This window comes from Cellulomonas sp. URHE0023, assembly GCF_000688475.1.
GTDB lineage: Bacteria > Actinomycetota > Actinomycetes > Actinomycetales > Cellulomonadaceae > Cellulomonas.
In genome coordinates, this window is record NZ_JIAN01000006.1 from 21,498 (window position 1) to 42,184 (window position 20,687).

Consider the following 20,687-nt stretch of genomic DNA (forward strand, 5'->3'; position numbering starts at 1 on the left):
TCTCGATCGAGTGAAGGGTGTCGGCACCCGGTACCGGACGGACGTGAGCTCAGCCATGAGAGCGCGAACATGCGCTGATCAGCGCTTTGCCGCCCTCACGGATGCACCAGTTCGGAATCTCGGCGACTGCCAGGTAGCATTCCCTCGACATCACCCGCTGGTGATGCTCGCCGCAGGACACGCGCGTGTCGCAACGGTGAACATCATGTGGGGGATGGGCGATTGGCTCAGTTGGTAGAGCGCCTCGTTCACACCGAGGAGGTCATCGGTTCGAGTCCGGTATCGCCCACGTTCACCAGGAGGGGTCGGCCCGCGGGCCGACCCCTCCTGTCGTCCCCGGCCGCCGAGTAAGCCGTCGGACCGGTACCTTCCCGCCGGTAGCATCGAGTGGCCTGCCGCCCGGGCGGGCGCCACGAAGGAGGCAGTACCGGTGCCCGAGCTCATCACCCTCACCGTCGACGGGATCGCGACCACGGTGGAGCCGGGGACGACGGGTACCGACCTGTTCTCCGCCCGGCGCGACGTCGTCGTCGTCCGCGTGGACGGCGAGCTGCGCGACCTGCACCTGCCCCTGACCGAAGGCGCGGTCGTCGAGGCCGTGACCATCGAGGAGCCTGACGGTCTCGCGGTCCTGCGGCACTCTGCGGCTCACGTGCTCGCGCAGGCAGTACAGGAGGTCGTCCCGACGGCCAAGCTCGGCATCGGTCCGCCGATCACCGACGGCTTCTACTACGACTTCGACGTGGACGTGCCGTTCACGCCGGAGGACCTCAAGGCGATCGAGAAGGTCATGGGCCGGATCGCCAAGGAGGGCCAGACCTTCCGTCGGTGGGACGTCACCGAGGACGAGGCGCGCCACGAGCTGCGCGACGAGCCCTACAAGCTCGAGCTCATCGGCCTGAAGGGCGACCCGGCCGCAGCCGAGGGCGCGTCGGTCGAGGTAGGCCTGGGCGGCCTGAGCATCTACCAGAACGTTCGCGGCGCCGGCCGCGAGACCGAGCAGGTCGTGTGGCAGGACCTGTGCCGTGGACCGCACATCCCGAGCACGCGTCTGCTGGGCAACGGGTTCCAGCTCACCCGTTCGGCGGCGGCGTACTGGCGGGGCAGCGAGAAGAACCCCCAGCTGCAGCGCGTCTACGGCACCGCGTGGCCGACGAAGGACGAGCTGCGCGCGTACCTCGAGCGCATCGCCGAGGCGGAGCGTCGTGACCACCGGCGGCTGGGCACCGAGCTCGACCTGTTCTCCTTCCCGGAGGAGATCGGCTCGGGCCTGGCGGTGTTCCACCCCAAGGGCGGCGTGATCCGCATGGAGATGGAGCACTACAGCCGCCTGCGCCACGTGCAGGGTGGCTACGAGTTCGTGAACACCCCGCACATCACCAAGAGCAAGCTGTACGAGATCTCGGGTCACCTCGACTGGTACGCCGAGGGCATGTACCCGCCGATGACGCTCGACGAGGAGCGCGACGCCGAGGGCCACGTGCGCAAGGCCGGGCAGCAGTACTACCTCAAGCCCATGAACTGCCCGATGCACAACCTGATCTTCGCGGCGCGTGGCCGGTCCTACCGGGAGCTGCCGTTGCGGCTCTTCGAGTTCGGCACCGTCTACCGGTACGAGAAGTCCGGCGTGGTGCACGGCATGACGCGCGCCCGCGGGTTCACGCAGGACGACGCCCACATCTACTGCACCCGCGAGCAGATGGCGGACGAGCTCACCACGACGCTGAAGTTCGTCCTCGACCTGCTCAAGGACTACGGGCTCGACGACTACTACCTGGAGCTCTCGACCAAGAACCCCGACAAGTCGGTGGGTTCCGACGAGGTCTGGGAAGAGGCCACCGAGACCCTGCGCGCGGTCGCTGAGGCCTCTGGTCTCGACCTGGTACCCGACCCGGGCGGCGCCGCGTTCTACGGCCCGAAGATCTCCGTGCAGGTCAAGGACGCCCTCGGTCGCACCTGGCAGATGTCGACGATCCAGCTCGACTTCAACCTGCCCGAGAGGTTCGAGCTCGAGTACACCGCCTCGGACGGCAGCCGGCAGCGGCCCGTCATGATCCACCGCGCGCTGTTCGGCTCCGTCGAGCGGTTCTTCGCGGTGCTGACCGAGCACTACGGCGGCGCGTTCCCGGCCTGGCTCGCTCCCGTGCAGGTGCTCGCGGTGCCGGTCGCGGAGCCGTTCGAGCCGTACCTCGACGAGGTCGTCGCACAGCTGAGGGCCCAGGGGATCAGGGCGGAGGTCGACCGTTCCGACGACAGGTTCGGCAAGAAGATCCGCAACGCGAGCACGCAGAAGATCCCGTTCGTGCTCATCGCAGGCGGTGAGGACGCCGAAGCCGGCGCAGTCTCGTTCCGGTACCGGGACGGGCATCAGGAGAACGGGGTGCCGGTCGCTGAGGCGGTCGAGCGCATCGTCTCCGCCGTGCGCGACCGGGTCCAGGTCTGACGCGTGCCGTCTCCTGACCCAGAGCCCGCCGACGACCTCGCCGGCGTTCCTGACGGCTTCGAGCGGCTGTGGACGCCGCACCGGATGGCGTACATCGGCGGCCAGGACAAGCCGACCGACAGCGATGCCGGCCCGGGATGCCCGTTCTGCCGGGCGCCCACGCGCAGCGACGAGGACGGGCTGATCGTCGCCCGTGGCGAGGTCGCGTTCGTGGTGCTCAACCTGTACCCGTACAACTCGGGGCACCTGATGGTCTGCCCGTACCGGCACGTCGCCGACTACACAGAGCTGACCGAGGCGGAGGTGTCCGAGGTGGCTGCACTGACCCGGACGGCGATGTCGACGCTGCGTGCCGTCTCGGCGCCGCACGGGTTCAACCTGGGGATGAACCAGGGTGACGTCGCGGGTGCCGGGATCGCCGCCCACCTGCACCAGCACGTCGTGCCACGGTGGGGTGGCGACTCCAACTTCCTGCCGATCGTGGGCCGCAGCCGTGCCCTGCCAGAGCTCCTGGGCGACACGCGGGCACGGCTGGCAGCAGCCTGGCAAGGCGGATCGAAGGGATGATCGGCACGTGCTGAACGGACTGCGGGGCGCCATGACGCGCCTCTTCACGCCCCTGGCCACGCTCCTGCTACGTCTGGGCGTCTCGCCGGACGCGGTGACCATCGGCGGCACGCTCGTCGTCGTCACGACCGCCTTGTGGGCGTTCCCGACCGGCAACCTGCTCCTGGGCACCTTGATCATCACGGTGTTCGTGCTCACCGACTCGCTCGACGGCGTCATGGCGCGGCAGGCCGGACGCTCGGGACCGTGGGGCGCGTTCCTCGACTCGACGATGGACAGGTTCGGTGACGGTGCGATCTTCGCGGGGCTCGTCCTGTGGTTCACCGCGGGGGGCGACGACCGACTGACCGCCGTCCTCGCGCTCGTCTGCCTGGTCCTCGGCTCCATCGTCCCGTACGCGCGAGCGCGGGCGGAGGGCCTGGGCATGACGGCGTCGGGCGGGATCGCCGAGCGGGCCGACCGGCTGCTCCTGGTCCTGGTGGCCACGGCGGTCGTCGGAATGGGTGCGCCGACCGTCGTGCTCACGATCATCCTGGTCCTGCTGGCGGTGGCGTCGGCCATCACCATCGTGCAGCGGGTGAGCAAGGTCTACCGCCAGGCCGCCGCGGGAACCACACCGTGAAGGCGGACGTCGCTCGGCTCTACGCCTTCGGCTGGAAGGTCGCGGGAAAGGTCCCCGGAGCACTGCTGCGCGGCACGTTCACCCTCGTCGCGGACGTCACCTGGCTGCGGCGCACGGGCGGCGTCGTGCAGCTCGAGAAGAACCTCTCGCGCGCACGGCCCGACCTCGATGCGCGCACGCTGCGTCGGCTCACCCGCGCGGGTATGCGCTCGTACATGCGGTACTTCGGCGAGGCGTTCACGCTCGGCTCGTTGAGCAGCGCACAGGTCGACGCGCGCGTCCGCGCGGTAGGCGTCGAGAACCTGCGTCCGTACACGGACAACGGGAAGTCGGTCGTCCTCGCGCTGGGTCACCTGGGCAACTGGGACCTGGCGGGTGCCTGGGCCACGCGGGCGATCGCCCCGGTGACCACCGTCGCGGAGCGACTCGAGCCGGAGGAGCTCTTTCAGGAGTTCCTCGCGTTCCGCGAGAGCATCGGTCTGACCATCTTCCCGCTCACCGGCTCGGGTGACGTCTTCCGAGGCCTGGTGCGTGCCGGCCGAGGGGGACCCGGCCTGATCCCGCTCCTGGCCGACCGGGACCTGACGGCATCGGGTGTCGAGGCCGACCTCTTCGGGCTGCGTGCTCGATTCGCTGCCGGGCCCGCCGCCCTGGCGATCTCGACGGGTGCGCCGCTCGTGACCACGGTCATCTCCTACGAGCGGCTCACCGGCGCTCGTCGCAAGGCGGCCGGGTCGCCGTGGGGGATCGTCATCGACTTCCACAAGCCCATCCCGGTGCCCGTGGGCGTCGCACGTGCCGACCAGGTGCGGGTGCTGACGCAGGCATGGGTCGACGAGCTCGGCGCGGGCATCCGGCAGAACCCCCAGGACTGGCACATGCTGCAGAAGGTGTTCGTCGAGGACCTCGACCCCTCGCGGTACGCAGCCATGCTGGACCGCGCGGAACGACCGGCATGAGCGTGCCTGGCGCCGTGCGTCCGCTGCGGGTCGGCATCGTCTGCCCCTACTCCTACGACGTGCCTGGTGGTGTGCAGTTCCACGTCCGTGACCTCGCCGAGGCTCTCATCGCCCGCGGGCACACCGTGTCGGTCCTGGTCCCGGCGGACGACGACACCGAGATCCCCGACTACATGACGGCCGCGGGCCGCGCGATCCCCGTGCGCTACAACGGCGCCGTGGCCCGCATGACGTTCGGCCCGGTCACCGCGGCCCGCGTCCGCAAGTGGCTCGCAGCGGGCGAGTTCGACGTCCTGCACCTGCACGAGCCCGTGACCCCGAGCCTCGGGATGCTGGCCCTGTGGATCGCCGACGGACCGATCGTCGCCACCTTCCACACGGCGCTCATCCGCTCGCGCCCGCTGCAGATGGCCTACCCGCTCGTGCGCCAGTCGCTCGAGAAGATCTCCGCACGCATCGCCGTGTCCGAGGACGCGCGCCGCACGCTCGTCGAGCACATGGGTGGCGACGCCGTCGTGATCCCGAACGGCGTCTACACCCAGGGGTTCATCGACGCCGAGCCCGACGCTCGGTGGACGGGGACCCGGGAGGCCCCGACGATCGCGTTCCTCGGCCGTCTCGACGAGGCCCGCAAGGGGCTCCCGGTCCTCCTCGACGCGGTCCCTCGTGTGCTGGCGGCAGTCCCGGGAGCGCGGTTCCTCGTCGCGGGCCGCGGCGAGACAGGTCCCGACGAGGTCCGCGAGATGCTCGGTGAGAAGGCGGCGGCCTCGGTCGAGTTCCTCGGTGGGATCTCCGACGAGGAGAAGGCGCGGCTGCTCTCGTCGGTCGACGTCTACTGCGCACCGCAGACCGGAGGCGAGAGCTTCGGCATCGTGCTCGTCGAGGCGATGAGTGCCGGCGCAGCGGTCGTCGCGAGCGACCTGGGCGCGTTCTCCCGCGTGCTCGACGACGGCGCCGCCGGCGTGCTGTTCACGACGGGTGACAGCGCCGACCTCGCGAGCACCCTGATCCGCGTCCTGCACGACCCCGCCCTGCGCACCGCGGTGACCACCCACGCGCGGGAGGCGGTTCCGCAGTACGACTGGTCCGTGGTCACGGACCAGGTGCTGACGGTGTACGAGATGGTCGTGGCCGACGCACGCGAGCCCGTGGGCGAGGACCCCTGGTCGCAACGTGGTGCACGGCTGCGTGGATGGACGGAGGTCCGATGAGCTGGTCGGAGATCTTCGTCTACATCACGATCGTTCTCGGCCTGGCGCTGTGGTGGGTCTGGGTCGCCGCATCGAGGCTCGACCGGCTGCACCGGAAGGTCTTCTCGTCCAAGGCTGTCGTCGACGCGCAGCTGGTCCGCCGCGCGACGGTCGCGGCCGAGCTGGCGACGTCCGGGCTGTTCGACCCCGTCAGCTCCGTGCTCGTCGGGGAGGCTGCCTGGGCTGCGCTGTCGGCGGGCGGCCCGGACGTGACCGACGACGGCTCGCTGCCCGCCGACCTGCGCCGGTTGCTGGAGTCCGACCGCGGCGCGCTTCCGTCGACCGAGAACCACCCTGCCCACGGGCGCCCCGCGCCCGTCGACCGCGGCCGGATCGAGAGCGAGCTGTCGTCCACACTCCGTGAGGCGCTCGACGACCCGGACGAGGTCGCCGTCCTGCGTGCTGACCCGACCGGCAACGAGCTCGCCGACGCGCTCGCGTCGGCGTGGTACCGCGTGCAGCTCGCACGCCGGTTCCACAACGAGGCAGTGGCGCAGACGGTGCACGCCCGCAGTGGCCCTCTCGTCCGGCTGCTGCGGCTGGCCGGGCACGCGCCGGTCCCGCACTCGCTCGAGCTCGACGACACCTGGCCCGAGAACCTCGGTCGTCCGGGCTCCCGGTCCCCAGCGAGCGCCGAGGGCCGCTAGACGCGGCGTCAGCGCTCCCGTGAGACGACCTGGGGCGTTCCGGCGCACGGTCTAGGATTGACGTCTGCGGCCACCACGGCCGTCCTGCCACCTGCACACGATCTGTGAGGCTCGACGTGACCAGCGAGAACAGCCAGCCCACCACCGCGACGCACGCCGGCGTCATCGGCACCGCCCGCGTGAAGCGCGGGATGGCCGAGATGCTCAAGGGCGGCGTCATCATGGACGTCGTCACCGCCGACCAGGCGAAGATCGCCGAGGACGCCGGCGCCGTCGCCGTCATGGCGCTCGAGCGGGTCCCGGCGGACATCCGCGCGCAGGGCGGTGTCGCCCGCATGAGCGACCCCGACCTGATCGACGGCATCATCGAGGCCGTCTCGATCCCGGTCATGGCGAAGGCGCGCATCGGGCACTTCGTCGAGGCCCAGGTGCTCCAGTCGCTCGGCGTCGACTACATCGACGAGTCCGAGGTGCTGACGCCGGCCGACTACGCGCACCACATCGACAAGTGGGGCTTCACGGTTCCCTTCGTGTGCGGTGCGACCAACCTGGGCGAGGCGCTGCGCCGCATCACCGAGGGTGCGGCGATGATCCGCTCCAAGGGTGAGGCCGGCACGGGTGACGTCTCGAACGCGACGACCCACATGCGCACGCTGCGCGACCAGATCCGGCGCCTGACCTCGCTGCCGGAGGACGAGCTGTTCGTCGCCGCCAAGGAGCTGCAGGCGCCGTACGACCTGGTCAAGGAGGTCGCACTCGCCGGGAAGCTCCCCGTGGTGCTGTTCACCGCCGGTGGCATCGCGACCCCCGCGGACGCGGCGATGATGATGCAGCTCGGTGCCGAGGGCGTGTTCGTCGGGTCGGGCATCTTCAAGTCCGGCAACCCGGCCGAGCGCGCAGCCGCCATCGTCAAGGCGACCACGTTCTTCGACGACCCCGATGTCATCGCCAAGGTGTCGCGCGGCCTGGGCGAGGCCATGGTCGGCATCAACGTCGAGGACGTGCCGGAGCCGCACCGTCTGGCCGAGCGCGGCTGGTGACGCAGGACCCCCTGGTGGAGGCCGCGGACGACCCGTCCGCGGCCTCAGCCGTCTCTCCACGGTCCGGGTCGGCCGGCGGAGGTCCCGTGCACGGCCTCGGTCCGGAGTGGCGACGCGGTGACGACGGTCTGCTGTTCCGGGAGGCCGCGAGGGTGATCCTTCTGGACGAGGACGACCGCGTCCTGCTCATCCGCGGCCATGACGTGGACCAGCCGGAACGCAGCTGGTGGTTCACCGTCGGTGGCGGCATCGACGACGGCGAGGACTCGGCGGCGGCCGCGGTGCGCGAGGTGCGCGAGGAGACCGGCATCGTGCTCGACATCCGCGACCTCGTCGGCCCCGTGTTCACACGGTCCGCGATCTTCGACTTCTTCGCGGAGCACTGCCGCCAGGACGAGGTGCTCTACCTTGCCCGGGTCCCGGCATCTGTGTTCGCCGCCGAGAACCGTGCCGGCTGGACCGACCTCGAGCACGACGTCATCGACGAGCTGCGCTGGTGGTCGCTGGACGACCTGGAACGGGTCGACATCGAGGTGTTCCCAGACAGCCTGGTCGCGCTCGTACGCGGGCTCCTACCCGCCTGGGACGGGGTCACCGTGCACCTGGGGCTCGCGCGCGAGTGATCCAGCCGCTCACGTGACGGCGTTGCGTGCCGCCCAGGCCGGGTCCAGGTGCTCGCCGGTGGTCAGCACCTCGCGCAGGGCACGCGCGGCGGTGACCAGGTCGGCGTGCGTCAGGTACGGGGCTGCCACACCCAGACGCACGATGTCCGGTGTCCGGAAGTCGCCGACCACGCCCCGGGCGGCGAGCGCCTGCACGATCCCGTACGCCGCCTCGTGGCGGACGGCGACCTGTGAACCACGTGCAGCGTCGTCCAGCGGTGAGGCAAAGTCCGTCCCGGGGACGAGCCGGTCGATGCAATTCCGCAGGAAGCGGGTCAGGCTCAGCGAGCGTTCCCGCACGGCCTCGACCGTCACGCCGGCGAACGCGTCGAGGGCCGCCTCCAGCGCGAGAAGGGACAGCAGCGGGGGAGTCCCGATGCGGGCGCGCGCGATCCCCGGCGCCCCCTGGTAGTCGTCGGCCATCTCGAACGGCTGGGCGTGCCCGTGCCAACCGGGAACGACGTTGACGAACCGGTCCTGGTGCCGGCTCGCGACGTAGCCGAACGCCGGTGCACCCGGTCCGCCGTTGAGGTACTTGTAGCCGCAGCCGACCGCCAGGTCCACGCCGTGCCGGTCCAGGTCCACCGGGACCGCACCCGCCGAGTGGCACAGGTCCCACACGGCCAGGGCGCCCGCCGCACGGGTGGCGGCGGTGAGGCGTGGCAGGTCGAGAAGCTCGCCGGTGCGGTAGTCGACGTGGGACAGGACGACGGCGGCCACGTCCTCGTCGAGCAGCCCGGGGATCTCGTCGGGCCGAGCGTGCACGACCCGCCAGCCGACCTGCGCGGCGACCCCGTCGACGACGTACCGGTCCGTGGGGAAGCCGTCGGGCTCGGTGACCACGACGGAGGCACCGGGCCGCAGGGCCGCTACGGCGTGCAGGCTCTGAAAGAGCCGGACGCTTGTCGAGTCCCCGACGACGACCTGCCCGGGGGCGGCACCGACGAGGCGGCCGATCGCGTCGCCGACCCGTCCCGGTGCGTCCCACCAGCCGTGCCTGTTCCAGGACGCGATGAGATCCGAGCCCCACTGCTCACGGACGACACGCTCGATCGCGTCCGGCACGGCCCGCGGCAGGGCGCCGAGGGAGTTGCCGTCCAGGTAGATCACCCCGGCGGGCAGCAGGAACCGCGTCCGCAGGTCGGTGGCGGCATGGGCGTCGTCGAGCTCGGCGGCGCGCCGGTCGAGGTCGTCGGTCACATCGCGGAGCCTACGGGCCTGGGGCAGCTGCCTCCGGAGCAGCGGATCGCCCGCCAGGGCCGCGACGGGGTGGGCGTGCCCGGCCCGGCGGTCGTGGACCGCCACGTCGCCGGAGGTGTTCGAGAACTAGGATCGCGCGTCGTGACCGTGACCGTCGGAGTCCTCGCCCTGCAGGGAGACGTGCGCGAGCACGTGCACGCCCTGACCGCCGTCGGTGCCACCGCCGTACCTGTGCGCCGCGAGAGCGAGCTCGACGCGGTGGACGCCCTCGTGCTGCCGGGTGGTGAGTCCACGACCATGGACAAGCTGCTGCGCGCGTTCGACCTCTTCGAGCCAGTCCGAACGCGGCTGCGCGGGGGCATGCCGGCATACGGGTCGTGCGCCGGCATGATCCTGCTCGCCGACCGCGTGCTCGGCAGTATCGAAGGGCAGCAGACCCTCGGCGGAGTGGACGTGACGGTCCGTCGCAACGCGTTCGGACGGCAGGTCGAGTCGTTCGAGACCGACCTCGACATCGAGGGTGTCGACGGATCGGTGCACGGGGTGTTCATCCGCGCGCCGTGGGTCGAGGAGGTCGGTCCGGCCGCCACGGTGCTGGGGCGAGTGGAGTCGGGTCCGGCCGCCGGTAGGATCGTTGCCGTTCGCCAGGGTGCGCTCCTGGTGACCTCGTTCCATCCGGAGGTCACGGGAGACACCCGGGTGCATCAACTGTTCGTACAGATCGTCCGCGACACCCTGTGACGCCCCGGCGCGGTAGCCAGTGCCGGGCATGCACAGAGACGAAGGGGTAGCTGAAGCGATGTCGGGTCACTCCAAGTGGGCCACCACCAAGCACAAGAAGGCCGTCGTCGACGCCAAGCGGAGCAAGCTCTTCGCCAAGCTGATCAAGAACATCGAGGTCGCCGCGCGCACCGGCGGGGGTGACCTCGCGGGCAACCCCACGTTGTTCGACGCCGTGCAGAAGGCCAAGAAGTCGTCGGTCCCCATCGACAACATCAACCGCGCCGTCAAGCGTGGGTCCGGCCAGGAGGCCGGCGGCGCCGACTACGCGACGATCATGTACGAGGGCTACGGCGCCGGTGGCATCGCCGTGCTCGTCGAGTGCCTGACGGACAACCGCAACCGTGCAGCGTCCGACGTGCGCGTCGCGTTCACGCGCAACGGCGGTCAGATGGCCGACCCGGGCTCCGTCTCCTACCTGTTCTCGCGCAAGGGTGTCGTCATCGTCCCCAAGGACGGCACGGACGAGGACGCCGTGATGGAGGCCGTGCTGGACGCGGGCGGCGAGGAGGTGAACGACCTCGGCGAGGCGTTCGAGGTGCTCTCCGAGGCCACCGACCTGGTTCCCGTGCGGACGGCCTTGCAGGCTGCGGGAATCGAGTACGACTCGGCCGACGTCGTCTTCTGGCCCGCCACCCAGATCGAGGTGGACGCCGAGGGCGCACGCAAGATCCTGCGGCTCATCGACGCGCTCGAGGACTCCGACGACGTGCAGAACGTCTACGCGAACTTCGACGCCTCGGACGAGGTCATGGCCGAGCTCGAGGACGACTGAGGTCGCCCGATCTCCGTTCCTGACAGAGGGACCCGCCGCACGTCGGCCGGGTCCCTCTGTCGTCGCGCCTCCCGGGAACCGGCCGGTCGTGCTGCGACCATGACCCGGTGCGCGTCCTCGGAGTCGATCCCGGTCTGACCCGGTGCGGCCTGGGCGTCGTCGACGGTCTGCCCGGTCGCCGACTTGCGATGGTCGCGGTCGGTGTCGCCACCTCCGACGCGCTCTGGGACGTCGACCAGCGCCTGCTGCACATCGAGAAGCAGATCGAGGAGTGGCTCGAGGAGCACGCACCGGACGCCGTCGCGGTCGAGCGCGTGTTCGCCCAGCAGAACCTGCGGACGGTCATGGGTACCGCTCAGGTCGCGGGCATCGCGATGGTGGCGGCGGCGCGTCGGCGGATCCCCGTCGCCCTGCACACCCCCAGCGAGGTCAAGGCGGCGGTGACGGGCAGCGGACGGGCCGAGAAGGCCCAGGTCCAGACGATGGTGCAGCGCCTGCTTCGCCTCGAGGAGCTGCCGCGTCCGGCGGACGCCGCCGACGCCCTGGCGCTCGCCGTCTGCCACATCTGGCGGCCCGCGGGAACGCTCGGTGCGCCGCAGCGCGCGCCCGGATCCCTCACACCGGCGCAGCGTGCCTGGGCGTCGGCCGAGCAGGCGGCTCGGCGCCGCGGTTGAGGGCGCCACGGGCACGCGCCCGGCGCGTGTCACTCGTACACGTGTTCGTCTCGATGTGCCAGCATGGGCGCATGAGCAACGACCGTCGTGACGGAGCAGCCAGGTGATCGCGTCGGTGCATGGCACGGTGCTGGCGGTGCGGCTCGACGCGGCGGTCGTCGAGGTCGGCGGTGTCGGGCTCCTGGTGCACGCGACGCCCGCGACGCTCGCCGGGCTGCGCGTCGGCTCGTCGGCCCGGCTCGCGACGTCGCTGCTCGTGCGGGAGGACGCGCTGACACTCTTCGGGTTCGCCGACGAGGACGAGCGTGAGGTGTTCGAGGTGGTGCAGACCGTCAGCGGTGTCGGGCCGAGGCTCGCCCTCGCGATGCTCGCCGTGCACACCCCCGACGGCCTGCGCCGGGCGGTGCTCGACGCCGATGTTAAGGCCCTGCAGCGCGTCCCGGGGATCGGCCTCAAGGGTGCCCAGCGCATCATCCTCGAGCTCAAGGACCGGATCGGTGTCCCGGCCGTCGTGTCGTCCGCTCCCGCCCAGGCGGCTCCGGGCGACCGTCGTGACATGGTGGTCGAGGCGCTCGTCGGGCTCGGCTGGACGGCGCGAGCCGCGGGCGACGCGGTCGCGATGGTCCTGGAGGGTTCCGAGGGCCCGGTCGCCGAGGACGAGATCGCGGGCGTGCTGCGTGCCGCCCTTCGGACACTGGGTGGCGGGCATGCCTGACGACGACGAGCTCGTGACCGAGCGGTTCGGAGCGGAGTCGCTCGTCCGTACTGCCGCCGACGACATCGAGCGTGCTGCCGAGGCGGCCCTGCGGCCGCGCAACCTCGGGGAGTTCGTCGGTCAGCGTGTGGTCCGCGACCAGCTGTCGCTCGTGCTGCAGGCCGCGCGCGCCCGCGGTCGCGCACCCGATCACGTCCTGCTGTCCGGACCGCCCGGCCTCGGCAAGACGACCTTGGCCATGATCATCGCCGCCGAGCTGGCCACCTCCTTGCGCGTCACGAGCGGGCCGGCCATCCAGCACGCGGGTGACCTCGCCGCAGTGCTGTCGTCGCTCGAGGAGGGAGAAGTCCTCTTCATCGACGAGATCCACCGGCTCGCGCGCCCTGCAGAGGAGCTGCTCTACGTCGCGATGGAGGACTTCCGGGTCGACGTGATCGTGGGCAAGGGCGCTGGTGCGAGCGCGATCCCGCTGTCGCTCCCGCCGTTCACCGTCGTCGGCGCGACCACGAGGGCCGGCCTGCTGCCGGCTCCTCTGCGCGACCGGTTCGGCTTCACGGGCCACCTCGACTTCTACTCGACCGACGAGCTGGAGCGCGTGCTCCTTCGGTCGTCCGGCCTGCTGGGCGTACCGCTCGCACACGAGGCCGCCGCTGAGATCGCCTCACGGTCGAGGGGGACACCCCGGATCTCGAACCGGCTGCTGCGACGGGTGCGCGACTGGGCGGAGATCCGTGGCGACGGCACGCTGAGCCTGGCTGCCGCACGCGCCGCGCTCGAGGTGTACGAGGTCGACGAGCTCGGCCTCGACCGGCTCGACCGCGCGGTTCTCACGGCGCTGTGCACGCGCTTCGGTGGGGGACCGGTCGGGTTGACCACCCTGGCGGTCGCCGTGGGCGAGGAGCCTGAGACCGTGGAGACGGTCGCTGAGCCGTTCCTGGTGCGCGAGGGTCTGGTCGGACGCACACCGCGCGGCCGGATCGCCATGCCGGCGGCGTGGGCGCACCTCGGGCTCGACGTGCCGCAGAGCGCCGGGACACTGTTCGGGTAGGTTCAGGACTCTCGACAGCCCTTCGCCCCGGGCGAGCGACGCAGCACGGAACCCTCGTTGGTGGTCGTGCGTTGGAGCGGCGAGCCGCTACGCCTAGACTGCGGCGGACACACCACCCTGATCGGAGCACTGAGCTGTGGACCCCATCCTGATCTTCATCGTCATCGCCGTGGCCGGCCTGCTGTTCATGTCGAACCGGACGAAGAAGCAGCAGCGTGCCGCCTCCGAGTTCCGCAACCACCTGGCGCCCGGCGACGAGGTCATGACGCACTCGGGCCTGCTCGGCACGGTCGTCGACGTCGAGGACGACGTCATCACGCTCGAGTCCACACCCGGCAGCCGTAGCCGTTGGATCCGCGCCGCGATCTCGAAGAAGATCGAGCCGCCGGTCGACGAGGTCGAGGACGAGTCCGAGGAGGACGACGACGAGATCGAGGACGCCGAGACCGACGCGAGGCTGATCGAGAGCACCGACGACGACGTCATCGACGTCCCGGACGACCTGTCCTCCCTTCCCCCTGCCCGCAAGGACGGGGACGCAGACAGCAAGTAAGCCACCGGTCCGGGCGACGCTGCCCGGACCTTGACCCCACCCCCTGCTCCGGCAGGAGGTGCGCGCACGAGAGAAGAAACTCCGTTGGCTCCTCCCACCCGCCGCCGCAGGCCCGTCCGCACGCTCGTCGTGCTCGGGATCATCATCGCCGCGCTGTTCGGCACGATCGCCGCCGGCGTGAAGTGGTCCGACGCGTCCTGGACGCCGAACCTCGCCCTCGACCTCGAGGGCGGCACGCAGATCATCCTGACACCGGTCGCGACCGACGGCGAGGACCTTCCCAGCGGCACGATCGACCAGGCCATCGGGGTGATCCGCCAGCGCGTGGACTCCTCGGGTGTCTCCGAGGCGGAGATCACGAGCCAGGGCGACAACATCGTCGTCGCCCTGCCGGGTCACCCGAGCGAGGAGACCCTCGAGCTGGTTCGGACGTCTGCGCAGATGGAGTTCCGTCCCGTTCTCGTGCAGGGTGCTCCCACGCCGGCCGCGGACACGCCCAGCCCGTCGTCGACGATCCCCGCGAACGGGGTCGAGGCGGCTGCCCCGGACCCGACGCCGACGCCGACGGATGCCGCCCCGTCCGACGAGCCGACGAAGGCGACCCCGGACTCGCCGAGCGACGCCGCGTACTACGTCACACCGAAGGTCCAGGCCGACTACGACGCACTGGACTGCACGGATCCGGCCAACCGGACCGGCGGAGTGCCCGGTGACCCGACGAAGGCGTTCGTCACCTGCGAGCAGGACGGCACGGCCAAGTACATCCTCGGTCCGGTCGAGATCGAAGGTGCACGCATCAGCGGCGCGAGCTCCGGCCTCAAGCAGCTGTCGGGTGGCGGCACGAGCAACGAGTGGGTCGTCAACATCTCGTTCGACTCCAAGGGCACCGACCAGTTCACAGAGGTCACCACGCGCCTGCAGAGCCAGACCGCGCCGCAGAACCAGTTCGCCATGGTCCTGGACGGTCTCGTGATCTCGGCACCGAGCCTTGCGCCCGGCGTCATCATCGCCGACGGCAAGGCGGAGATCTCGGGCAACTTCACGCGTGAGTCGGCTGCCAGCCTCGCCAACCAGCTGAACTTCGGCTCCTTGCCCATCAGCTTCACGGTCCAGAGTGAGGAGCAGATCTCGGCGACGCTCGGATCCGAGCAGCTGCGGATGGGTCTGATCGCCGGTCTGATCGGTCTGCTCCTGGTCGTCGTCTACTCGATGTTCCAGTACCGGGCGCTCGGTCTCGTGACCGTCAGCTCGCTCCTGGTCTCGGCGACGATGACCTACGCGGTGATCACCCTGCTGTCGTGGCTCTACGGCTACCGGCTCTCGTTGCCCGGTGTGGCCGGCCTGATCGTGGCCATCGGCATCACCGCGGACTCGTTCATCGTGTACTTCGAGCGCATCCGGGACGAGCTGCGTGAGGGCCGCGTGCTGGTGGCTGCCGTGGAACGGGGCTGGGAGCGTGCGAGGCGCACGATCCTTGCGTCCGACGCGGTCAACCTCCTTGCGGCCGTCGTGCTGTACCTCCTGGCCGTCGGTGGCGTGAAGGGCTTCGCGTTCACGCTCGGGCTGACCACGATCCTTGACATCGTCGTGGTGTTCATGTTCACGCATCCCGTCCTGGAGCTGCTGTCCAAGACCAAGTTCTTCGGTCAGGGCCACGTCCTGTCCGGCCTCGACCCGCGGCGCCTGGGCGTTCCGGGCACCCGGTACGCGGGCCGTGGGCGCGTGGTCGCGGTGGCTCCCGCCGGAACGGGCACCGAGGACGCTGCTGCTCAGCCGGACAAGGTCGAAGCCGGTCCGCGTGTTCCCGTCGCCGTCGGTGCGGCGAACGAGGCGGGTCTGACCATCGCGGAGCGCCGTGCGGCGGCGAAGAAGGCCACGGTCGAGCCGACCGACGCGCCGGTCGACAGCGCGGCGATTGAGTCCGAGCCCGAGTCCGGGCGCACCGAGGGGAACGAGCACTGATGGCCGCCGGATTCGCCCAGTGGGGCAACGACCTCTACACCGGTCGCCGCTCGTACAACATCGTCGGTCGGCGCAAGATCTGGTTCACGATCTCCACGATCCTCGTGATCATGTCGGCGATCTTCCTGGTCAAGCCCGGCCTCAACCCGGGCATCGAGTTCCGCGGAGGCTCGGAGTTCGTCGTCGCGGACGTCGCGGACAAGGACCAGCAGCTGGCCATCGACACGGTCAAGAGCGTCGCGCCCGACGAGGAGCCGCGCGTCACCACCATCGGTGAAGACAGCATGCGGATCCAGACGTCCAAGCTCGAGAGCGAAGAGCTCGGTGAGGTCAAGGCCGCGCTCGCCGAGGCCTACGACGTCCCTGTAGGCAACATCTCGACGTCGTACATCGGTGCCTCCTGGGGCAAGGACATCTCCCAGAAGGCCGTCATCGGCATCATCGTCTTCCTGCTCCTGGTCACCGTCGTGATGTCGATCTACTTCCGGAACTGGCGGATGGCGCTGGCAGCCCTGATCGCTCTGTTCCACGACCTGGTCATCACGGTCGGGGTCTACGCCGCCGTCGGCTGGGAGGTCACGCCCGCGACCGTCATCGGCTTCCTGACGATCCTCGGGTACTCGATCTACGACACGGTGGTCGTGTTCGACAAGGTGCGCGAGAACACCGCGGACACGCTCCTGCAGTCCCGGTGGACCTATGCGGAGAAGGCGAACCTGGCGGTCAACCAGACACTGGTCCGGTCGATCAACACGTCGATCGTGGCGCTTCTGCCCGTCGGCGCCATCCTGTTCGTCGGCGCGGTCGTCCTCGGTGCAGGAACGCTGCGTGACATCGCGCTCGCGCTGTTCGTCGGCATGCTCATCGGCACGTTCTCCTCGGTCTTCCTGGCCACACCGTTCGAGGTGGTGCTCCGTCAGCGCGAGCCGGCCATCAAGGCGCACACGGCGAAGATCCACGCCGGGCGCGCCGCGGTCGGCAGCGGCTCCTCCGACGAGGGCGACCTGGCCGCAGCTGGGCCGACGTACGTCCCGGCCGGAGCGCTCAAGGCCGGCTCGCACCAGGGCGTCACAGCCCAGCCGAAGCGACGGCCGACCAAGAAGTGACCGATCTCGAACGCGCCTCGACAGAGGGCTCCCCGGTCGAGCGTCCGGGCCCGCTCCTTGCCCGGACCGACGTGCTGCGTCGCATCGACGAGCTCGTCCGGCTCGTCCCTGACTATCCCGAGCCAGGCATCCTCTTCCGGGACATCACTCCGCTGCTGGCCGACGCCCCGGCGTTCGCCGCCGTCATCGACGCGATCGCGGCCGCCGTCGACGGGCCTGTCGACCTGGTCGCCGGCATGGAGGCGCGAGGCTTCCTGTTCGCAGCCCCCGTCGCGCTCGCGCTGGGCGCCGGTGTGCTGCCGGTGCGCAAGGCAGGAAAGCTTCCCGGCCCGACGGCCTCGCAGTCCTACGCCCTCGAGTACGGCACCGCCACGATCGAGGTCCACCCGGACACGATCCCGGCGGGCGCGCGCGTCCTCGTGATCGACGACGTCCTGGCCACCGGAGGTACCGCGGCCGCGACGGTCGAGCTGCTCGAGCGGTGCGGTGCGGTCGTCGTCGGGCTCGCGTTCCTCGTGGAGCTGGAGGCACTGCGCGGTCGTGAACAGCTCGGGGGGCACCCGATCGACGTGCTGGTCACCGTCCCCTGAGATGCCCTAGGTGCGTTGTCGGTGCCGCCGCGGTCGTAGACTGACGCCTCGACCGTGGGAAGGGGGGCGATGACCGAGGACGTCCGCACGCCAGAGACCGGTATCGACGGCCCCGACGCACCCCCCGGTTCGTCGTCGAGCCGGATGCGGTCACGCCTCGGACGGTTCGGTGCACGCAGCGGCGCGGCGTTCCCCGCGCTCGAGCCCGTGCTGCAGGCCGCCCGCACGAACCACCCCAAGGCTGACCTCTCCGTCGTCGAGCAGGCGTACGTCGTCGCGGAGAAGGCGCACCGGGGCCAGCTGCGCAAGAGCGGCGACCCGTACATCACTCACCCCGTCGCCGTCGCGACGATCCTGGCTGAGCTGGGCATGACGCCGTCCACGCTGGCCGCCGCCCTCATGCACGACACGGTCGAGGACACCGACTACTCGCTGGACCAGCTGCGCCGTGAGTTCGGGCCTGAGATCGCGATGCTCGTCGACGGTGTGACCAAGCTCGACAAGGTCACCTACGGTGACGCCGCACAGGCCGAGACCGTCCGCAAGATGGTCGTGGCCATGTCGCGCGACATCCGCGTGCTGGTCATCAAGCTCGCGGACCGCCTGCACAACGCCCGCACCTGGAAGTTCGTCGCGGCCGCGTCCGCGGAGAAGAAGGCCCGCGAGACCCTCGAGATCTACGCACCGCTGGCGCATCGCCTCGGTATGAACACGATCAAGTGGGAGCTCGAGGACCTCTCGTTCGCCACGCTCTACCCCAAGGTCTACGACGAGATCGTGCACCTGGTCGCGGAACGTGCGCCGGCTCGCGAGGAGTACCTGGCGATCGTCCGGGACCAGGTGGGAGACGACCTGGGCAAGGCCAAGATTAAGGCCACGGTCACGGGCCGCCCGAAGCACTACTACTCGATCTACCAGAAGATGATCGTCCGCGGCCGCGACTTCGCAGACATCTACGACCTCGTCGGTGTCCGCGTCCTGGTCGACACGGTCCGCGACTGCTATGCGGCGCTCGGTGCTCTGCACGCGCGATGGAACCCGGTCCCTGGCCGGTTCAAGGACTACATCGCGATGCCGAAGTTCAACCTGTACCAGTCGTTGCACACCACGGTCATCGGTCCCGAGGGCAAGCCCGTCGAGATCCAGATCCGCACGCATGACATGCACCGTCGCGCGGAGTACGGCGTCGCAGCGCACTGGAAGTACAAGGAGAGCACCAAGGGTGCGGTGCCGGATGCTGCCGGCAACGACATGCAGTGGCTCCGGCAGCTCGTCGACTGGCAGAAGGAGACCGCCGACCCCAGCGAGTTCCTGGACTCCCTGCGGTTCGAGATCGCCGGGTCCGAGGTCTACGTGTTCACGCCCAAGGGCGATGTCATCGGGCTCCCGTCCGGCTCTACCCCCGTCGACTTCGCCTACGCGGTGCACACCGAGGTCGGCCACCGCACGATGGGCGCCCGCGTGAACGGCCGGCTCGTGCCGCTCGACTCCTCGCTCGAGAACGGGGACGTCGTCGACGTCTTCACCTCCAAGTCAGAGACCGCCGGCCCGTCACGGGACTGGCTGGGTTTCGTCAAGAGTCCGCGCGCCCGGAACAAGATCCGCCAGTGGTTCTCCAAGGAACGTCGCGAAGAGGCGATCGAGCACGGCAAGGACGCGATCGCGAAGGCGATGCGCAAGCAGAACCTGCCCATCCAGCGCCTGCTGTCGCACGAGTCGCTCGTCGCGGTCGCCAACGAGATGCGTTACGCGGACGTGTCGTCGCTGTACGCCGCGATCGGCGAGGGTCAGGTGTCCGCTGCGACCGTCGTCCAGCGTCTCGTCCAGTCGATGGGCGGCGAGAGCGCCAATGAGGAGGACCTCGCCGAGGTCGCCCGGCCGGGGTCGACGCAGCGCCGCGTACGCACGGGCGACCCGGGGGTCATCGTCAAGGGTGTCGACGACATCTGGGTCAAGCTCGCGAAGTGCTGTACGCCCGTGCCTGGCGACGACATCGTCGGCTTCGTCACCCGGGGCGCCGGCGTCAGTGTCCACCGGTCCGACTGCATCAACGTCGCGAGCCTTCGGACCGAGCCCGAGCGCATGGTGGACGTGCAGTGGAGCCAGACGAGCTCGTCGCTCTTCCTGGTGCAGATCCAGGTCGAGGCCCTCGACCGCAGCAGGCTCCTGTCGGACGTGACCCGTGTGCTGTCCGACTCGCACGTCAACATCCTGTCGGCTTCGGTGTCGACGTCACGGGACCGCGTCGCGCTGTCCCGGTTCGTCTTCGAGATGGCCGAACCCTCGCACCTGGCGTCCGTGCTCGCCGCGGTCCGCAAGGTGGAGGGCGTCTTCGACGTCTACCGTGTCACGGGCGCGCGCACGGCCGACGGCCCGGTCATGCGCGCCTGACGACTTCGTCGACGTTCGCAGCGCGGGAAGGTGCCGCGACCTGGGCGCGGGGTGCCGGTTCGGGTGGGTCGGTCAGGTGTCGGAGTACCTCCCTCGCGCCCAGGATGCCCCGATGGCCGCCGAGCTGCTCGAGCTGGGTGCGAGCGAGCGCGGGATCGAACCCCGCGGCGAGGAGCGGTTCCAGCAGTTCCAGTGCCTGAGCGAGCGGCAGGTGGCGGCAGATGTCGAGGCCGGTGCGCTGAACCGTCGTGGCGCGCACGGAACCGACCTGGATCACGTCGTCCGCGGCAAACGTCGACTCGGCCGTCACCCGCAACGGGTGCGGATCTGCGCGTCGCGTGCGGGTTGGCACGAGTACATCGATCCGTCGCGGCGGGCACTGCCCTGTGTGCAGCCACACCGCGCTCCGGCGCCCGACGACACCTCGCGCCGGCACGAGCTCGGCGATCGCGCCCGACCGTCGGGCCGGCGTCTCCTCCAGATCGGCAGCGATGGCCACGTCGCCCCACAGCGACCGGACGACGCCGTCATCGAGGAGGCGCCACCATGCGGCCGCTCCGACGTCCGCCCGCCTGAGCGTCTCAGGGAGCTCGACGGTGCGGGCACGATACGGAGCAAGGACGTCCATCCGACGAGCATCACGGCACCGAGGTGCTGGTGGGGACCTCGGCGGGAACTGTGGACAACGGCAGCCGACGGGTTC

Annotated in this window: 20 protein-coding genes and 1 tRNA gene; 19 read left to right on the top strand and 2 right to left on the bottom strand. The window is 70.3% G+C overall.

Annotation, left to right across the window (positions count from 1 at the left end; translation table 11 throughout):
- Positions 1–216 precede the first annotated feature (216 nt).
- The 9 genes from N553_RS0109310 (at position 217) to N553_RS0109350 (ending at position 8,151) form a co-directional block, all read left to right on the top strand.
- Positions 217–289 (top strand) — tRNA-Val (locus N553_RS0109310).
- Between the two features lie 141 nt (positions 290–430).
- Complete coding sequence (gene thrS, locus N553_RS0109315) at positions 431–2,443, top strand: threonine--tRNA ligase (protein ID WP_028046282.1); 2,013 nt, start codon at positions 431–433, stop codon at positions 2,441–2,443.
- A 3-nt stretch (positions 2,444–2,446) separates the two neighbouring features.
- Entirely contained in the window at positions 2,447–3,010 is a 564-nt protein-coding gene (locus tag N553_RS0109320; RefSeq protein WP_028046283.1) for an HIT domain-containing protein, read from the top strand.
- A gap of 7 nt (positions 3,011–3,017) precedes the next feature.
- Positions 3,018–3,632 (top strand): phosphatidylinositol phosphate synthase, encoded by a 615-nt coding sequence (gene pgsA, locus N553_RS0109325; protein ID WP_028046284.1) that lies wholly within the window; start codon positions 3,018–3,020, stop codon positions 3,630–3,632.
- Complete coding sequence (locus N553_RS0109330; protein WP_028046285.1) at positions 3,629–4,591, top strand: phosphatidylinositol mannoside acyltransferase; 963 nt, start codon at positions 3,629–3,631, stop codon at positions 4,589–4,591. The genes pgsA and N553_RS0109330 overlap by 4 nt, the downstream gene beginning before the upstream one ends.
- Complete coding sequence (locus N553_RS0109335) at positions 4,588–5,802, top strand: glycosyltransferase family 4 protein (RefSeq protein WP_028046286.1); 1,215 nt, start codon at positions 4,588–4,590, stop codon at positions 5,800–5,802. The genes N553_RS0109330 and N553_RS0109335 overlap by 4 nt, the downstream gene beginning before the upstream one ends.
- On the top strand, positions 5,799–6,488 hold the full coding sequence (locus N553_RS0109340; protein WP_028046287.1) for a hypothetical protein: 690 nt from the start codon (positions 5,799–5,801) through the stop codon (positions 6,486–6,488). Before N553_RS0109335 ends, N553_RS0109340 begins: the two co-directional genes overlap by 4 nt.
- A 116-nt stretch (positions 6,489–6,604) precedes the next feature.
- The gene (gene pdxS, locus N553_RS0109345; RefSeq protein ID WP_028046288.1) at positions 6,605–7,528 is read left to right on the top strand and encodes a pyridoxal 5'-phosphate synthase lyase subunit PdxS; all 924 of its coding nucleotides are present in this window, start codon (positions 6,605–6,607) and stop codon (positions 7,526–7,528) included.
- Complete coding sequence (locus N553_RS0109350) at positions 7,525–8,151, top strand: NUDIX hydrolase (protein ID WP_369796698.1); 627 nt, start codon at positions 7,525–7,527, stop codon at positions 8,149–8,151. The genes pdxS and N553_RS0109350 overlap by 4 nt, the downstream gene beginning before the upstream one ends.
- 9 nt (positions 8,152–8,160) lie before the next feature.
- On the opposite strand, the gene N553_RS0109355 is transcribed toward N553_RS0109350, so the two are convergent.
- Positions 8,161–9,390, bottom strand: a complete 1,230-nt coding sequence (locus N553_RS0109355) for a kynureninase (protein WP_028046290.1) — start codon at positions 9,388–9,390, stop codon at positions 8,161–8,163.
- A gap of 141 nt (positions 9,391–9,531) precedes the next feature.
- Between N553_RS0109355 and pdxT the strand changes: the two genes are divergently transcribed.
- From pdxT to N553_RS0109405, 10 genes are all read left to right on the top strand, one after another.
- Entirely contained in the window at positions 9,532–10,131 is a 600-nt protein-coding gene (gene pdxT / locus N553_RS0109360; protein ID WP_028046291.1) for a pyridoxal 5'-phosphate synthase glutaminase subunit PdxT, read from the top strand.
- Positions 10,132–10,189: 58 nt separating this feature from the next.
- Positions 10,190–10,945, top strand: a complete 756-nt coding sequence (locus tag N553_RS0109365; protein ID WP_028046292.1) for a YebC/PmpR family DNA-binding transcriptional regulator — start codon at positions 10,190–10,192, stop codon at positions 10,943–10,945.
- 107 nt (positions 10,946–11,052) lie between these two features.
- The gene (gene ruvC, locus N553_RS0109370) at positions 11,053–11,619 is read left to right on the top strand and encodes a crossover junction endodeoxyribonuclease RuvC (protein ID WP_028046293.1); all 567 of its coding nucleotides are present in this window, start codon (positions 11,053–11,055) and stop codon (positions 11,617–11,619) included.
- A gap of 103 nt (positions 11,620–11,722) precedes the next feature.
- The gene (gene ruvA / locus N553_RS0109375) at positions 11,723–12,334 is read left to right on the top strand and encodes a Holliday junction branch migration protein RuvA (protein ID WP_028046294.1); all 612 of its coding nucleotides are present in this window, start codon (positions 11,723–11,725) and stop codon (positions 12,332–12,334) included.
- Complete coding sequence (gene ruvB / locus N553_RS0109380) at positions 12,327–13,382, top strand: Holliday junction branch migration DNA helicase RuvB (RefSeq protein WP_028046295.1); 1,056 nt, start codon at positions 12,327–12,329, stop codon at positions 13,380–13,382. The genes ruvA and ruvB overlap by 8 nt, the downstream gene beginning before the upstream one ends.
- A gap of 136 nt (positions 13,383–13,518) precedes the next feature.
- Entirely contained in the window at positions 13,519–13,935 is a 417-nt protein-coding gene (yajC, locus tag N553_RS0109385) for a preprotein translocase subunit YajC (RefSeq protein WP_028046296.1), read from the top strand.
- A gap of 84 nt (positions 13,936–14,019) precedes the next feature.
- On the top strand, positions 14,020–15,897 hold the full coding sequence (gene secD / locus N553_RS0109390) for a protein translocase subunit SecD (protein WP_028046297.1): 1,878 nt from the start codon (positions 14,020–14,022) through the stop codon (positions 15,895–15,897).
- A complete protein-coding gene (secF, locus tag N553_RS0109395; RefSeq protein ID WP_028046298.1) occupies positions 15,897–17,003 on the top strand; it encodes a protein translocase subunit SecF in 1,107 nt (368 codons plus the stop codon). The genes secD and secF overlap by 1 nt, the downstream gene beginning before the upstream one ends.
- A gap of 71 nt (positions 17,004–17,074) precedes the next feature.
- A complete protein-coding gene (locus N553_RS0109400) occupies positions 17,075–17,593 on the top strand; it encodes an adenine phosphoribosyltransferase (protein ID WP_197030055.1) in 519 nt (172 codons plus the stop codon).
- Between the two features lie 69 nt (positions 17,594–17,662).
- Positions 17,663–19,984, top strand: a complete 2,322-nt coding sequence (locus N553_RS0109405; RefSeq protein ID WP_028046300.1) for a bifunctional (p)ppGpp synthetase/guanosine-3',5'-bis(diphosphate) 3'-pyrophosphohydrolase — start codon at positions 17,663–17,665, stop codon at positions 19,982–19,984.
- On the opposite strand, the gene N553_RS25050 is transcribed toward N553_RS0109405, so the two are convergent.
- The gene (locus N553_RS25050) at positions 19,971–20,612 is read right to left on the bottom strand and encodes a hypothetical protein (RefSeq protein ID WP_028046301.1); all 642 of its coding nucleotides are present in this window, start codon (positions 20,610–20,612) and stop codon (positions 19,971–19,973) included. The two genes, N553_RS0109405 and N553_RS25050, sit on opposite strands and share 14 nt — an antisense overlap.
- Positions 20,613–20,687 lie beyond the last annotated feature (75 nt).